Source organism: Micromonospora sp. NPDC047557 (assembly GCF_043205095.1).
GTDB lineage: Bacteria > Actinomycetota > Actinomycetes > Mycobacteriales > Micromonosporaceae > Micromonospora.
On record NZ_JBIDDK010000001.1, the window covers coordinates 602,173 to 616,339 of the forward strand.

13 protein-coding genes are annotated in these 14,167 nt (G+C 73.2%); 9 read left to right on the forward strand and 4 right to left on the reverse strand.

Annotated features, from left to right (window positions below; all coding sequences use genetic code 11):
- The first annotated feature begins 37 nt into the window (after positions 1-37).
- Complete coding sequence (locus tag ACGGAQ_RS02705; RefSeq protein ID WP_393043958.1) at positions 38-1,285, forward strand: hypothetical protein; 1,248 nt, start codon at positions 38-40, stop codon at positions 1,283-1,285.
- 46 nt (positions 1,286-1,331) lie between these two features.
- On the opposite strand, the gene metG is transcribed toward ACGGAQ_RS02705, so the two are convergent.
- Entirely contained in the window at positions 1,332-3,134 is a 1,803-nt protein-coding gene (gene metG, locus ACGGAQ_RS02710; protein ID WP_393043960.1) for a methionine--tRNA ligase, read from the reverse strand.
- 148 nt (positions 3,135-3,282) lie between these two features.
- On the opposite strand from metG, the gene ACGGAQ_RS02715 reads away from it, so the two are divergent.
- Positions 3,283-4,410 carry a hypothetical protein gene (locus ACGGAQ_RS02715; protein ID WP_393043962.1) on the forward strand — a complete coding sequence of 376 codons (1,128 nt, stop codon included), beginning with the start codon at positions 3,283-3,285 and terminating at the stop codon, positions 4,408-4,410.
- Between the two features lie 13 nt (positions 4,411-4,423).
- On the opposite strand, the gene rsmI is transcribed toward ACGGAQ_RS02715, so the two are convergent.
- The gene (rsmI, locus tag ACGGAQ_RS02720; RefSeq protein ID WP_393045635.1) at positions 4,424-5,263 is read right to left on the reverse strand and encodes a 16S rRNA (cytidine(1402)-2'-O)-methyltransferase; all 840 of its coding nucleotides are present in this window, start codon (positions 5,261-5,263) and stop codon (positions 4,424-4,426) included.
- A 255-nt stretch (positions 5,264-5,518) separates the two neighbouring features.
- Between rsmI and ACGGAQ_RS02725 the strand changes: the two genes are divergently transcribed.
- The 4 genes from ACGGAQ_RS02725 to ACGGAQ_RS02740 all read left to right on the forward strand — a co-directional run bounded on the left by ACGGAQ_RS02725 (position 5,519) and on the right by ACGGAQ_RS02740 (position 9,977).
- Positions 5,519-7,066, forward strand: a complete 1,548-nt coding sequence (locus tag ACGGAQ_RS02725; RefSeq protein WP_393045637.1) for a dolichyl-phosphate-mannose--protein mannosyltransferase — start codon at positions 5,519-5,521, stop codon at positions 7,064-7,066.
- Between the two features lie 381 nt (positions 7,067-7,447).
- On the forward strand, positions 7,448-7,813 hold the full coding sequence (locus ACGGAQ_RS02730) for an MmcQ/YjbR family DNA-binding protein (RefSeq protein ID WP_393043964.1): 366 nt from the start codon (positions 7,448-7,450) through the stop codon (positions 7,811-7,813).
- Positions 7,814-7,899: 86 nt separating this feature from the next.
- Complete coding sequence (locus ACGGAQ_RS02735; protein WP_393043966.1) at positions 7,900-9,195, forward strand: VWA domain-containing protein; 1,296 nt, start codon at positions 7,900-7,902, stop codon at positions 9,193-9,195.
- On the forward strand, positions 9,195-9,977 hold the full coding sequence (locus ACGGAQ_RS02740; RefSeq protein ID WP_393043968.1) for a peptidase: 783 nt from the start codon (positions 9,195-9,197) through the stop codon (positions 9,975-9,977). Before ACGGAQ_RS02735 ends, ACGGAQ_RS02740 begins: the two co-directional genes overlap by 1 nt.
- Before the next feature lie 54 nt (positions 9,978-10,031).
- Here the strand turns inward: ACGGAQ_RS02740 and ACGGAQ_RS02745 are convergent, their stop codons facing one another.
- Positions 10,032-10,301, reverse strand: coding sequence for a hypothetical protein (locus tag ACGGAQ_RS02745; RefSeq protein WP_393043970.1), 270 nt, complete (start codon positions 10,299-10,301; stop codon positions 10,032-10,034).
- Positions 10,302-10,486: 185 nt separating this feature from the next.
- Between ACGGAQ_RS02745 and ACGGAQ_RS02750 the strand changes: the two genes are divergently transcribed.
- Together ACGGAQ_RS02750 and ACGGAQ_RS02755 are read left to right on the forward strand one after the other, a co-directional pair.
- Positions 10,487-11,143, forward strand: coding sequence for a 4'-phosphopantetheinyl transferase (locus tag ACGGAQ_RS02750; RefSeq protein ID WP_393043972.1), 657 nt, complete (start codon positions 10,487-10,489; stop codon positions 11,141-11,143).
- 141 nt (positions 11,144-11,284) lie between these two features.
- Positions 11,285-12,190, forward strand: a complete 906-nt coding sequence (locus ACGGAQ_RS02755; protein ID WP_393043974.1) for a hypothetical protein — start codon at positions 11,285-11,287, stop codon at positions 12,188-12,190.
- A gap of 56 nt (positions 12,191-12,246) precedes the next feature.
- Here ACGGAQ_RS02755 and ACGGAQ_RS02760 read toward each other — a convergent pair whose 3' ends face one another.
- Positions 12,247-13,257: a hypothetical protein gene (locus ACGGAQ_RS02760; RefSeq protein ID WP_393043975.1), complete on the reverse strand. Its 1,011-nt coding sequence runs from the start codon at positions 13,255-13,257 to the stop codon at positions 12,247-12,249.
- A gap of 185 nt (positions 13,258-13,442) precedes the next feature.
- On the opposite strand from ACGGAQ_RS02760, the gene ACGGAQ_RS02765 reads away from it, so the two are divergent.
- Entirely contained in the window at positions 13,443-14,141 is a 699-nt protein-coding gene (locus ACGGAQ_RS02765) for a hypothetical protein (RefSeq protein WP_393043977.1), read from the forward strand.
- The last annotated feature ends 26 nt before the right edge of the window (positions 14,142-14,167 follow it).

Below are 14,167 nucleotides of genomic sequence, written 5' to 3' on the forward strand. Positions count from 1 at the left end.
CGTCTCACGCCGCTGCCGAGCGGAGCGAGGCGGCGGGGTGAGCATCACACCGCACGCGAGCGACGCCGCCGGCGAACGGACCGGCCTGCGCGTGGCGTTCGGCGGCGGCGTCTACCCGGCTGAGGAGATCGCCCGGGGCGCCGCGTACGAGCTGTTCAGCGCCGAGGAGGTGGCCGGCTTCGAGCGGGCGCCGCGTCCGGGCAGCGCCCTGCCGTGGCGTCGGTTCGTGCACGTCACCGAGGTGAGCGCGGTGCACGGCGCCGCCGTGCCGGCCGAGGAGCCGGAGACACCGCTGATGATGCCGGCGCACCGGGAACACGGCTGGTCGCACGTACACCAGCTCAGCCAGCAGCCGTCCGCGGCGGGTGACCCGGTGTTGGCCGCGGTGCGTGCCTCGGCGGTCATCCGGCGCGGCACCCGGATGGTGAAGGTGCTCTCCGCCCGGCAGCTCGCCGGGTATGTGCGGGGCTGGCTGCCGCACGGCTTCTGCTACCGCGAGCACGACGTGGCGCACCTGCGTACGCCGTCGACGACCACCGTGCTGCGCACCGACGGCGACGTCGGGCGGGACGGCTCGGACGTGGCGTACGCGCTGCGCTGGCGGGCCGCCGACCCGGGCGACTACGACGTGCCGGTGGGCGAGGCGCACCGGGGGCTGACGGCGCTGGCGTCCCGGGACCGGCTGGGCCCGCCGGTGCTGGGCACCGGTTTCGTGCCGAGCAACGGCCAGCTCATCCCCGAGTTCATCACCCGGGACTTCGCGGACCTGCCGATGCCGGCGAACGCGACGCTTGTCGCCTATCCCGTCGAGGGCGTCGAGGTGGTGCTCTACAGCTACCAGGCCGAGCAGCGCGCGTGGCTGCGGATGGTGGGCCCGCAGTGGCGACACCTGTTGGCCGCGGTGCCGGGCCTCTCCCCCGACCAGGAGTACGTGCCGACCGGCGACGCCCCGCGATCCACCCAGCTGGTCGGCCTCTATGGCGACACCGAGTACGAGGCGGTGGCCGACCTGCCCGGCGGGTTCCGGGTGCTGGCGATGACCCGGGCGGCCCGCTATCCGGTGGACGCGGTGGCCCGCCGGGTCCGGTTCGCGCAGTGGCGGGGCGTGTCGTGCCTGGTGCTGCGCGAGGAGGCCGGCTGGCTGCGCCTGCGGCTGCGCTTCCCGGACCCGGACGCGGTGATCGCCACCGGCGCGCAGTGCCACGACCGGGGCATCTACGAAACCTGGGCGCCGGGCGCCGAGGTGAGCAACGACCAGGTCATGGACACCCGGTACGTGATGTGACGGCGCACGGCGGTCAGATGGCGCACCGCCGCGCGCCGTTTGCTGATCAGCCGGCCAGTCGGGCCAGCTCCTCGTCGACGATCGACGGGTCGAGCTTGCGGAACACCGGCTTCGGCGAGGCCAGCGGCCGACCGGCCTCCAGTGGCACCGACTCCCAGCGCGCGCCCACCGTGTAGTCCCCGGTCAGCACCGGGTACGCCGGCCCGCCGTCCAGGTCGTCGACCTGCTCGATGACCGGCATCGGCGCGTGCACGCCGGTGCCGCCCAGCAGCTCGTGCACCTGCTGCGCGGAGTGCGGCAGGAACGGGGTGAGCAGCGTGTTGGCGTCGCTGACCACCTGGAGGGCGACGTGCAGGATGGTGCCCTGGCGGGGCTTGTCGGCCTCGGCCTTGAGCTTCCACGGCGCCTGCTCGGAGAGGTACTTGTTGGCCTCGGCGACCACCTTCATCGCCTCGCCGATGGCCTGCTTCTGCCGGTGCCGGCCGATCAGGTCGCCGACCGTGTCGAACCCGGCGCGGGCGACGGCGAGCAGCGCCTCGTCGGCCTCGGTGAGGCCGGCCGGGTCGATCGACGGGATCGCCCCGAAGTTCTTCGCGGCCATCGAGACGCACCGGTTGACCAGGTTGCCCCAGCCGGCGACCAGCTCGTCGTTGTTGCGGCGCAGGAACTCGGCCCAGGTGAAGTCGGTGTCGTTGCTCTCCGGGCCGGCGGCGGCGATGAAGTAGCGCAGCGCGTCGGCGTCGTAGCGCTCCAGGAAGTCGCGGACGTAGATGACCACCTTGCGCGACGAGGAGAACTTGCGCCCCTCCATGGTCAGGTATTCGCTGGAGACCACCTCGGTGGGCAGGTTGAGCCGGCCCAACTCGCCCGGCTCGCCGTCGCGGGCGCCCTCGCCGGAATATCCGGAGAGCAGCGCCGGCCAGATCACCGAGTGGAAGACGATGTTGTCCTTGCCCATGAAGTAGTAGGACCGGGCGTCCTTGCCCTCCCCATCGGCGGACCACCACCTGCGCCATGCCTCCGGGTCGCCGGAGCGGCGGGCCCACTCGATCGAGGCGGACAGGTAGCCGATCACCGCGTCGAACCAGACGTAGATCCGCTTGTCGGAGCGGTCCCGCCAACCGTCCAGCGGGATCGGCACGCCCCACTCCAGATCCCGGGTGATCGCCCGCGGCTGGAGGTCGTCGAGCAGGTTGCGGGAGAACCGCAGCACGTTGGGCCGCCACCCCTCCCGGGTGTCCAGCCACTGGCGCAGCACGTCGGCCAGGGCGGGCAGGTCCAGGAAGAAGTGCTCGGTCTCGACGAACTTCGGGGTCTCCCCGTTGATCCGCGACTTCGGGTCGATCAGGTCGATCGGGTCGAGCTGGTTGCCGCAGTTGTCGCACTGGTCGCCGCGCGCGCTGTCGTACCCGCAGATCGGGCAGGTGCCCTCGATGTACCGGTCGGGCAGGGTGCGCCCGGTGGACGGCGAGATCGCGCCCATGGTGGTCTTCGGCACGATGTAGCCGTTGCGGTACATCCCCTCGAACAACTCCTGCACCACCGCGTAGTGGTTGCGGGTGGTGGTGCGGGTGAACAGGTCGTAGGAGAGCCCGAGGCCGTGCAGGTCCTCGACGATCACCCTGTTGTACCGGTCGGCCAGCTCGCGCGGGGTCACCCCGTCGGCGTCGGCCTGCACCTGGATGGGGGTGCCGTGCTCGTCGGTGCCGGAGACCATGAGCACGTCGTGGCCGGCCATCCGCATGTACCGGGCGAAGACGTCGGAGGGAACGCCGAAACCGGAAACGTGGCCGATGTGGCGGGGGCCGTTGGCGTACGGCCAGGCCACTGCCGCGAGAACGTGACTCATGAGCAGCAAGCCTAGTGACCCGCCCGGGGCGTCCGCGAACCAATGGGGGTGCCGGGCCGCCGGACCGGATCGACCACCCCGCCCATTGGTCCGATTTGTCGTCGACACGCGGTCCAGCTGCCCGATCTGCCTCCGCTACCGGTGTGCAATGAACGTCGTGACTGGCAGAGGAGCGGCCCGGGACCACGACGAGCGTCCCACCGGGCCGACCGGCGGCGACGAGCCCGGCTCGCCCGGCGCACCCCGGGCCGCCGGGGTCGCGCCACAGCCCCGGCCGGTCCCCGCCGCCGAACCCGATCGGCCCGGCCACCAGCGGCCCACGCCGTCCGGGCGGGCGGCCGCGCCACGGCGGGACACCTCGACGGAGCTCGCCGCCACCTCGGCCCGGCCCACGCCGGCCGCACCGGCCCCCACCCCGGCGCGGCCCAGCCCGACGGCGCCCGTGCCCAGCCCGGCCCGCCCGAAGCCGCCGGGCCCGTCGGCCGCCGGCGCGCCGGCGGCGCGCGAATCGACCCGAACGGCGGTCGAGGCGCAGCCGGCAACCGGGGCCCCGGTCGAGGTGGAGCCGACCACCGGTGCGCCGGTGGACGCGGTGCCGCGTCGGGTGCCGGTACGCCAGCAGAGCCGTCGCCGAATTGCTCACCGAGTCGACGGGGACCGGCCACCGGACGACGAGGGCACGTTCTGGGCGCCGATCGAGCAGGTGCACTGGGACGGCACGCCCGTCCGCGAGGTCGCCGCCCCCCAGCGCCGGGCTCGCCGTCCCTCGTCGCGGACGACCGCGTTGCCGGACCCGCTGCCCGGACTGACCGCGCTGGTGCTGCTGAGCCTGGCCGCGGCCTTCTTCGCCTGGGTCAGCGCCGGCCCGTTCTGGCTCGCGGTCGGGCACGCGCGCGACGGCACGGTGGTGATCGACCACTGCACTGGAGGCGGGCTCACCCAGCGGTGCCGGGGCATCTTCACGGCCGACGACGGGCGGTTCCTGGCCCACGGGGTACGGGTCAGCGGCGTACCCGCCGGAGGTGGCGCGCCCGGGGCGGCGCTGCGGGCACGGATGACCGGCCCGGACAGCGACACCGCGTACGCCGACACCGGCGCGGGCCGACACCTGCGCTGGCTGCCCGGACTGCTGGCGGTGCTCGGCTGCGCCGCCGGCATCGTCCGGTGGACGGGGTCGGCCCGGCTGCCCGGCCGGCGACACCGCCGCTGGGCGGTGGCCACGGCTCTCGCCGGCCCGGCGCTGATCACCCTCGGCTTCCTCGCCGCCGCGTGGTGAACGCGCCGGTGGGTCAGCTGTGCACGATCGTGTAGACCTCACGGCGGCGCAGCGAGTATTCGGTGGCGACGTCGGTGATGGCGTCCCGGCGGGACCGGCCGGCGGCCTCCCGCTCGGCGACGGCCGCGCGCAGGGTGTCGTCGTCGGGGCGTTCCGGCGCGGTCACCGGCGAGCCGGCCACCACCAGGGTGATCTCCCCGCGCGGATCACCCTCGGCGGCCCACCGGGCCAACTCGCCGAGGGGGCGGCGGAGCACCTCCTCGTAGGTCTTGGTGAGTTCCCGGCAGAGCGCGGCCGGCCGGTCCGCGCCGAACGTCTCGGCCAGGTCGGCGAGCGACGCGCCGATCCGGTGCGGCGCCTCGAAGAAGACGAGGGTGCGCTCCTCGGCGGCGAGCGCGCGCAGCCGGGACCGGCGGGCACCCCCGCTGCGGGGCAGGAACCCCTCGAAGCAGAACCGGTCGCAGGGCAGCCCGGAGACGGCGAGGGCGGTGGTCACCGCGCTGGGCCCGGGGGCCACGGTGACCGGCGCCCCGACGTCCAACGCGGCCCGGACCAGCCGGTAACCCGGGTCGGAGACGCTCGGCATGCCGCCGTCGGTCACCAGCGCCACCACGTACCCGCCGAGGATGACCTCGACCAGTTCGGGCGTACGCCGTTCCTCGTTGCCCTCGAAGTAGGAGACGATCCGGCCTCCGACGGTGATGTCGAGGTCGCGCGCCAGCCGGGTCAGGCGGCGGGTGTCCTCGGCGGCCACCACGTCGGCGCTGGCCAGCACTTCCCGAAACCGCACCGAGGCGTCGGCGGGGTTGCCGAGCGGGGCACCGAGCAGGATCAGGCGCCCAGCTTCGGACATTTCACCCACGACATCGTCTCCTTCATCGACAGCGAATACCGGTATCAGGGACGACGGGCGCCACAGGACACCCTGGCAGCCTACGATCGCCGGGTGACGAGTGCGTCGACAGCGCAGAGCCCGAGCGCCGACCCGGCAGACACGGTCGAGGTGTCCGGCGAGCCCAGCCCTCACCAGGAACCGACGGCACCACGTGCCGACGGCGGGGGCATATCCGCCGTGGTCCGCCGCCGGTTCGCCACCGTCGACACCCGGATGGACCCGTATTCGTGGCTCGCCACCGCAGTGGTGGTGGTGATCGCGGGGATCCTGCGCTTCGTGGGCCTTTCCAGCCCCAAGGGCAAGATCTTCGACGAGACGTACTACGCCAAGGACGCGTACGGGCTGATCAGCCGGGGCGTCGAGTGGAACTACAAGGACAACGGCCCGTCGTACGTGGTGCACCCGCCGCTGGGCAAGTGGCTGATCGGCGTCGGCGAGTGGGCCTTCGGCTATCAGGACGCGGAGTCGAAGGTCTCCGTCGGTGGGCACCTGTTCACCACCGCGCCGGAGTTCGGCTGGCGGTTCTCGGCGGCCGTGATCGGCACGCTGTCGGTGCTGCTGCTGGTCCGCATCGGTCGCCGGCTGTTCCGCTCGACGGTGCTCGGCTGCGCGGCCGGCCTGCTGCTCGCGCTGGACGGCTTCCACCTGGTGCTGTCGCGCGCGGCGCTGCTCGACATCTTCCTGCTGTTCTTCGTGCTGGCCGCCTTCGGCGCTCTGGTGCTCGACCGGGACGCTCGCCGCCGGCGCTGGGCGCGCGCCCTGGACGACGGGCTCGACCCGAGCCTGCCGGGGCGCGCGGGTCGGCCGCCGACCGGCTGGCGCACGTGGCCGTGGTGGCGGCTCGCCGCCGGGGTACTGATCGGCTGCGCCTGCGCGGTCAAGTGGAGCGCGCTCTACTTCGTGCCGGTGTTCGCCCTGTTCGTGGTCCTCTGGGAGGTCGGGGTCCGCCGCTCGGCGGGCGTCCGCCGGCCCTGGCGGGACACCCTGCTCGACGAGGTCCCCTGGCTGGTGCTGGCCGGCGTGCTGATGGTCGGCACCTACCTCGCCACCTGGTCGGGGTGGCTGCTCAGCGACGACGGCTACTACCGGCTCGCGTCGGCCTACCCGAGCGCCCCGCTCAGCGACACCCCGGTGATCGGTCCGCTGGTCAACCTCTTCGAGTACCACCGCGCCGCGTACGGCTTCCACGCCCAGCTCGACGATCCGCACAAGTACCAGTCGTGGCCGTGGCAGTGGCTGCTGCTCGGGCGGCCGGTGGCGTTCCACTGGTCCGGCGACGGCGCCTGCGGGGCACCGACCTGCGCCTCGGAGATCCTGCTGCTCGGCACCCCGCTGCTGTGGTGGTCGTTCCTGCCCGCGCTGGTGGCGCTGGTCTGGCTGGGCATCGCCCGACGGGACTGGCGGGCCGGCGCGATCCTGCTCACCGTGGCCGCCGGGCTGCTGCCATGGTTCTGGTTCGCCCTCGACGGCCGGACGATGTTCTCGTTCTATGTCGCGCCGGCGCTGCCGTTCCTGGTGCTGGCCGTGGTGTACGTGCTGGGCGCGCTCATCGCTCCGCCCGGCGGTGACGTGGGTGAGACGGCAGCCCTGGTGCCCGGCGACGCGGGCTACGAACGCCGGCTGGTGGGCAGCATCGCGGCCGGGGCGTACGTGCTGCTGGTGGCGTTGTGCTTCGCGTACTTCTATCCGATTTTCGTGGGACGGCTGATCCCGTACTCGGACTGGCTGTCCCGAATGTGGCTCGACGGCCGCTGGATATAAGCGCCGGCAGGCGACGCGCCGCACAGCGCGACGGAAATCGGGCCCGCACGCGTCACGCGTGCGGGCCCGACCTCTTACACGAAGACGCGCGCCCCGATCGCCTGCCACGGGGGAAGCGGGCGATTGGGGCGCGCATGAAGAGCTTAACCACCGCGCACCACCGGCACAACGGGTCAACTTGGGTCAGATTTCCGACGGATTCCACCCGGGCCGACGTCTCCCCTCCGACCGTTGACCGAGGGTGACCTGGCGTGGACCCAGCGCCCCCGAACCGGCCGTCTCGACGCCGACGGAGGCCGCCGCGAGGGCTGCCGGCGACCCGGCCCGACGCACTAGGCTCGCCGTGGTGAGCGTCGCGATCGTGACGGGAGGCGGGGTGCCGTGGAGCTGTTGGAACGGGTCCGGGCGATCTGCGTCGCACTGCCCGAGGTGACCGAGCGCCCCAGCCACGGGTCACCGACCTGGTTCGTCCGGGACAAGAGCGTGTTCGTCACCCTGCACGCCGACGGGCACCACCAGAACGACTTTCCCCACCTCTGGTGCGCCGCGCCGACGGGCGCCCAGGCGGAGCTGACCGCCGCCGACCCGGCCCGCTTCTTCCGCCCGCCCTACGTCGGCGGTCGGGGTTGGGTCGGCGTACGGCTGGACGGCGCCGTCGACTGGGCCGAGATCGACGAGTTGTGCCGGGACGCGTACCGGGAGATCGCGCCGAAGCGCCTGGTCGCACTGCTCGACCCGCCCGCCTGACCCGGCCGCGTCCGCGCGTCCCCGACCATCCGGGACGACCACCACCCCGATGATCATCCAAAGTGGATTTCACTACACTGCCCGCCGTGATCAACTTCAGACGATCGGCGGCCGTCCTCCTTGGACTGCTGGCGACCACCGCGCTGACCGGGCCGGTCCCGGCGGCGGCCGACGAGGAGCAGGCGGCCGAGCCGCCCCGGGTCGAGCTGGTGCTCGACGTCAGCGGCTCGATGCGGGCCGCGGACATCGACGGGCGCAGCCGGATCTCGGTGGCCCAGCAGGCGTTCAACGACGTGGTGGACGCGCTGCCGGAGGAGACCCAGCTCGGCATCCGGGTGCTCGGCGCGACCTACAAGGGCAAGGACAAGAAGGTCGGCTGCCAGGACACCCAGCAGATCGTTCCGGTCGGGCCGGTCGACAGGACCCAGGCCAAGGCGGCGGTCGCGACGCTCCGGCCGACCGGGTTCACACCGGTCGGGCTCGCGCTGCGCTCCGCCGCGCAGGACCTGGGCACCGGCGCCACCACCCGGCGGATCGTGCTGATCACCGACGGGGAGGACACCTGCGCGCCACCGGACCCGTGCCAGGTGGCCCGGGAACTGGCCGCGCAGGGCACCAGCCTGGTCGTCGACACGCTCGGTCTCGCGCCCGACGAGAAGGTACGCCGCCAGCTGCTCTGCATCGCCGGGGCGACCGGAGGCACCTACACCGCGGCGCAGAGCGCCGACGAGCTGACCGGCCGGATCAAACAGCTCGTCGAGCGGGCCGGTGACACCCACACCCGGGCCCCGACCGTGGTCGGCGGCGCGAACGCCTGTGACTCCGCGCCGCTGCTCGCCCCGGGCGTGTACGCCGACCGGGAGGCGTTCTCCGAGCACCGCTACTACCGGGTGCCCGTACGCCCCGGGCAGGAGCTGCGCGCGTCGGTGAGCATGGCGCTGGACCGGCCGGTGAACCGGGACTACGGAGTGCTGCTGCGGGCCACCGCGGCGGATGGCCGGGAACTGGTCCGTGGCGCGGACGCGGGCAGCGGCCGGGCCGACGTGCTCTCCGCCGGTCTTCGCTGGTCGGCCACCGCCGACGACGAGGACGCCGACGACGACGAGAACGCGACCGCCGGGACCTCGACGCCCGTCGTCGAGCCCACCACCGTCTGCCTGGTGGTGAGCAACTCGTTCGCCGCACGCCCGGGCACCGCGGCGACGCCCGGCATGCCTGTGGAGCTGACCATCGACGTGGTCGCCGCCGCGGGGGCCCCGGACGGGCCCGATCTCGGCCGGGGCTGGGTGCTGCTCGCCCTGCTCACCGTGGCTGGCCTGCTCACCGGCCTGATCGCCGGCCTGCTCACCCGCTGGTGGGTCGCCACCTGGAGGGAGAACTGATGCGTACCGCACTGTTCCGGTCGCTGGCGGCGCTGCTCGCCGCCGGTGGGGCCGCGCTGCTGCCCGGGGCGGCCGTGGCCGCCCCCACCCCGTCTCCGGGCGCCACGCCGGTGACCCGGGCCGGCACCTCGTTCCTCACCGCCACCCCGATCACGGCCGGCCAACCGGTGCGGGTGGACGCCTCGGTCGGCGACCACCTCTACTGGTCGTTCCCGGCCACCGCCGGGCAGGTGCACGAGATCAGCGCCACCGTCACCTTCCCGAAGGCACGCAGCGGCGCCTCCACCTGGACGGTCGACGTGTTCGACGGGCTGCGCCGACGGCAGGCGTGCACCGCCGGGGCGCAGACCCCGACGGTGGACGGCAAGGCGTCGAGCGTGGCGCTGGGCTGCACGCTGCGCGAGGTGCGGCCCTGGGCCGAGCCGTGGTCGGCCGACCCGCTGCCCGGCACGTATGTGGTCCGGCTCTCCGTCATCGACCTGCCCGAGCCCGACCTGGGCGCACCCGTCGACGTGGACCTGCTGGTCGACGTCCTCGCGGACCGGGGCGCCTCGGCCGACGACGGTGAGCTGGCCGCGCCGCTGGTGGCGAACACCAGGGCGGGGACGGTGCTCAACGCCGTACCGACGCCCGACCCGGAGGCCGACGACGAGGGCGACTCGCTGACGGACTGGCTGCCGGATCTCGGCTCGCGGTGGATCTGGACCGGCATCGGCGGCGTGCTCGCCGCGGTGGCCGGGGTGTTCGGCTTCGCGCTGACCCGCCGGCCCCGCCGGGCCTGAACCCGCCCGGCCAACCGGTGGCCCCGTCCACGTCGGGCGGGGCCACCGGCGGGCTCAGCGGCGTCGCGCGCCGCGGGGCAGCCAGCCGATGAACCGGTCCTGCAGCGACATCACCGGGGCCGCGCGCAGGTCCTCGGCGGCGGCGGCGAGACACGAGCCCAGGTAGACGCTGAGCATCGCCCGATCATCCCCGTACTCCGCGAGCAGCCGGCTGCGCTTCGTCGCGCACGGCCACTCGTCGCCGCAGGAGCCGCAGCTCCAGCCCGGGGTCGTCGGTGCGTGGTCGTCGGCCCGACCCCCCGGCGGTTCGGTGCCATCGCTCATCGCAGGTCCTCTCAAGATGTTCGCGGGATTGGCCAGGTGTTGATGGTGGTCCCCCCGGAGCCATCCTGGATGGCGCGACGCGTCCCTCCGGTGTTACATCTTTGCGGTACCTTCTCCCGTCGTGGGAGTCGGAAATCTGACGGTCGAGCGGATGCCCCTTCGCTACCCGACGGTAGGTGGCGGCCGTGCGTGACCTCCTGCCGCCGACGGTCGCCGTGGCCGTCGCCGCACCCGACGACTGGACCGGGGAACTCCTCACCGCCGAACAGGCGTGCCTCGGCGAACGGGCGGTGCAGACCCGTCGACGGGACTTCACCGCCGGCCGGGTGTGCGCCCGCCGCGCGATGGTCGACCTCGGCCTGCCGGCGGTGGCCGTGCCGGCCGCCGCCGACCGCGCGCCGATCTGGCCCGCCGGGGTGGTCGGCACCATCACCCACACCACCGGCTACTGCGCCGCCGCGGCGGCGCGCGCCACCGACCTGCGATCGGTCGGCATGGACGCCGAACGGCACCGCGAGATCAATGCGGGAGTACGCCGACTCGTGCTGCTGCCCGAGGAGGAGGAGAGCCTTGCGCGGCTACCCTCCGACATCTCCTGGCCCGTCGTGCTGTTCAGCGCCAAGGAGACCGTCTACAAGGTCTGGCACCCCGTCGTCGGGAGCTGGCTGGACTTCCACGACGCCCACCTCACGCTGGACCCGGACTCCGGTACGTTCACCGCCCGGATCGCACCGGCGCGGGTGGACGCCGCCGAGGTCGCCGATCCCCCGAGCACGATCACCGGCCGGTTCGTGGTCGCCGACGGCCTGGTCCGCACCGCCGCCGTCCTCACGCTGCGCTGACCTCCGCACCGTCCATGCTGGCCGGTGCGTCGACGACTCGCTGGCGGTGGGACACGAGCCGGCGCGGCGACCGGCGGGTCGGCGACGCACGGTAGCGTCGGCGGGTTCCCGAACCGCACGTACGAGGCGTCAAGGAGTACGGTGACCCACCCCCAGCCCTCCGCCGGGCCGCAGGACCCTCAGCAGCCGAACCCGGAACCGCCGACGCCACCGTTCGCGGCGACACCGCAGCCGCAGCGGTCCGCCGCCGACCCGACGGTCCCGCAGGCGCCGGTGCCGCCGAACCCGTGGTCGGCAGCGGCGAACCCGTCGCAGCCGCCGTTCTCGGGCGACGCGTACCCGCAGGCCGGCGGCGCTTACCCGCAACCCGGCGCGGGCGCCTACCCGCCGCCCGGTGGGCCGGGCTACCCGCTCATGCCGCCGCCGCCCGTGCAGACGAAGAACTCCAAGAAGACCGTGGTGGCCATCGCGGTGACCGCGGCCGTGCTCACCCTTTTGTGCTGTGCGGGCGGCATCGTGGCGGTGGTCATCGGCGCGAACCGCGCCGCGAACGAGGTGACCGACGCGCTGCCCACCCCGGCAGTCACCCGTGGTGTCGGGCAGCCGCCGGCCAGCACCGCGCCGTCGCCCCGGGCGTCCGCCGACGGCGAGACCCGCAACATGTCCGCCGGGGACACCCTGGTCATCGACGACAACGGCGGCACCGTCGAGATCACCGTGACGAAGTTCAGCACCGCCACCAAGCCCTGCACGTCGTACGGCCTCAAGCCCGACGAGGGCATGTACGTGATCGCCGACGTGACCGTGGCGGTCACCAAGGGCACCGGCTCGGCGAACCCGCTCTACTTCCAGTGGGTCGCCGCCGACGGCACGGAGACCAACGCGATCGCCGGCGCCTTCTCCGGCTGCGGCAAACCGATGCCGGCCGCCAACGACCTGGCCGCGGGCACCAAGCGCACCGGCAGCGTCGTGTTCGACGTGCACGACACCTCCGGAGTGCTGGAGTACCAGCACAAGTTCGCGACCGCCGGCTCCTGGAAGCCGTGACGTGCCGTGGGGCCGGCCCGATGATCGGGCCGGCCCCACGCACGCGAGATCGAGTGTCAGCAGCCAGTCCAGCGCACCGGCGTCACCCGGTCGGCGTTGCGCCAACCGACGATGGTGCCGGTGTCGGAGATGGCCCGAGCGCCGATGTTGATCCGCTCGCCGCCGCCGGGCAGGACCCGGGAGGTGGCGCCCCGCGCGACCCGGTCACCGCCCACCACGACGCCCTTGGCGTTGACGTCGTCCAGCCCCATCTCCTGGTCGAGGAACGTGTACGAGCCATCCCGGAGGTCCCACCGCACGATGTCCGCCTGGGCGTCGACCATGCTGACCCGGCCGACGGCCCAGTGACCCGCTGCCGCGTAGACCTCGGTGGACCCGCCACCCGGAACCGCGAGCGGCTTGATCCGACCGTTCGGCCGGCGGACCCAACCGGTCCAGTTTGCGAATTCCCCGGCGGAACCCACGATGGTCCCGTTCGGCGTGATCCCGCTCGGCCTGGCGTTGACCGGCGCGTCGAGCACCTCGACAGTGCCCGGCCGGTCGGCCGGCCAGCGCAGCGCGACGTACTCCCCGGACGCGTTGTCCGAGCCGACGCCGACGATGTCGCCTGCCTTGTTGATGGCGCTGACGGAGACGTCGACTGACGGCGGCGACGGCAACTGCACGAACTGACCGTCGCGGTACCGCCAGGCCCGAGGGCTGCCGTTCTCCCAGCCGTTGCCGATCACGATGCCGCTCTCGTTGATGTCGGCGGGATCGAATCCGCTGACGCCCGGGGCCTCGACCTCCGTGAGCCGCTGCCCGTCCCAGAGCAGCATCAGGTACTGGTTGTCGTTCTCCCCGACCCGCAGGGCGGCGCCGGCGACGAAGCGGCCCGACGGGTCGATGGCGTTCGCCTCGGCGCGGTAGGTGTCCGCCGGGTACGGCAGCGTGCTGATCGTGCAGGCGCTGGTGGCCGAGGTCCTGGGCGCGGCGGTCGCCGTCGAGGACAGGGCGACGCCGAGAGAGGCGGCCAGCAGGCCGGCGGCGGTGCCGGCGAGCATCCGGTGTCGAGCGGTGTGCGTCATTCTGTTCTCCCCGTGTGGGCGGCCCGGGTGCTCCCGGGCGTCAACTGATGCCAGAAGCACTCCTGAACATGCCTCTCGGTTGCGGCGGGTCGGATGGGCGACATGATCGACGTCTGCGGGCTCACCGTCTGGTATGGACGGGATCACTGTTGCCCGGTGTGCGGCGTGGCCGGAGGATGGGGCCGGTGAGCACGGATCGGCCCCGCTCGGGGCCTTCGCTGGATTACCACCTGGTCCGGTCCGCGCAGGGCGATCATGAGGTGGAGGGCATCCTCGTCGAGGAGTTCACCCGGCACGACGACTTCACCACGACGGGTCTGCACAGCGCGGGCTGGACGCCGACAGCCGGCTGGTGGAGTTCCGCCTCGCTGAGTCGCGGCCTGCGCACCGATCCGGCCGTGCTCGCCCGAGTCGTTCCCATCGCACGCGCCGAGGCCGTAGCCGCCTACCGCCGCCTCGCAGGCGGGCACCTGCCCCCCGAAACGGTCCTGCGCACACACTTTCGTGACCATCAAGCCTTCGCGACCGCCCCGCCACTGCGGCTCGGCCCGACACAGCCACCGGAGGGCTTCCACGAGCGACGCGTCTACCGCGTCCTCTTCGCCAAGGATCTCCGGCCGGATCAGGTGGCGACCCTGAGAACAGTCTGGCGGACGCCGGACGGCGGCACCGCCGGATCCGCCGCCGGTGGCCACCACGAGCGAGGTGGCCACCAGTTCGTTTGGGACCTGCGACGGGTCGGCCACACAGTCGCCTGGGGCCTCGACGTGACCGTCCTGATGAGAACCGGCGCGGCCGAGGCGGTGCGCTCGACCCTGACCGACCTGACGAACCTGCTGCGGCAGCACGGCCTGATCGCCCTGACGACCGAACGGTTCTGCTAGGGCCTGATTCATAAGGGCGGCCGAGC

Coding starts and splice junctions, on each gene's coding strand:
- ACGGAQ_RS02760 (WP_393043975.1), bottom strand. CDS start 13,257: ATGACGCACACCGCTCGACACCGGATGCTCGCCGGCACCGCCGCCGGC.
- ACGGAQ_RS02740 (WP_393043968.1), top strand. CDS start 9,195: ATGCGTACCGCACTGTTCCGGTCGCTGGCGGCGCTGCTCGCCGCCGGT.
- ACGGAQ_RS02725 (WP_393045637.1), top strand. CDS start 5,519: ATGGACCCGTATTCGTGGCTCGCCACCGCAGTGGTGGTGGTGATCGCG.
- ACGGAQ_RS02745 (WP_393043970.1), bottom strand. CDS start 10,301: ATGAGCGATGGCACCGAACCGCCGGGGGGTCGGGCCGACGACCACGCA.
- metG (WP_393043960.1), bottom strand. CDS start 3,134: ATGAGTCACGTTCTCGCGGCAGTGGCCTGGCCGTACGCCAACGGCCCC.
- rsmI (WP_393045635.1), bottom strand. CDS start 5,263: ATGTCCGAAGCTGGGCGCCTGATCCTGCTCGGTGCCCCGCTCGGCAAC.
- ACGGAQ_RS02715 (WP_393043962.1), top strand. CDS start 3,283: ATGAACGTCGTGACTGGCAGAGGAGCGGCCCGGGACCACGACGAGCGT.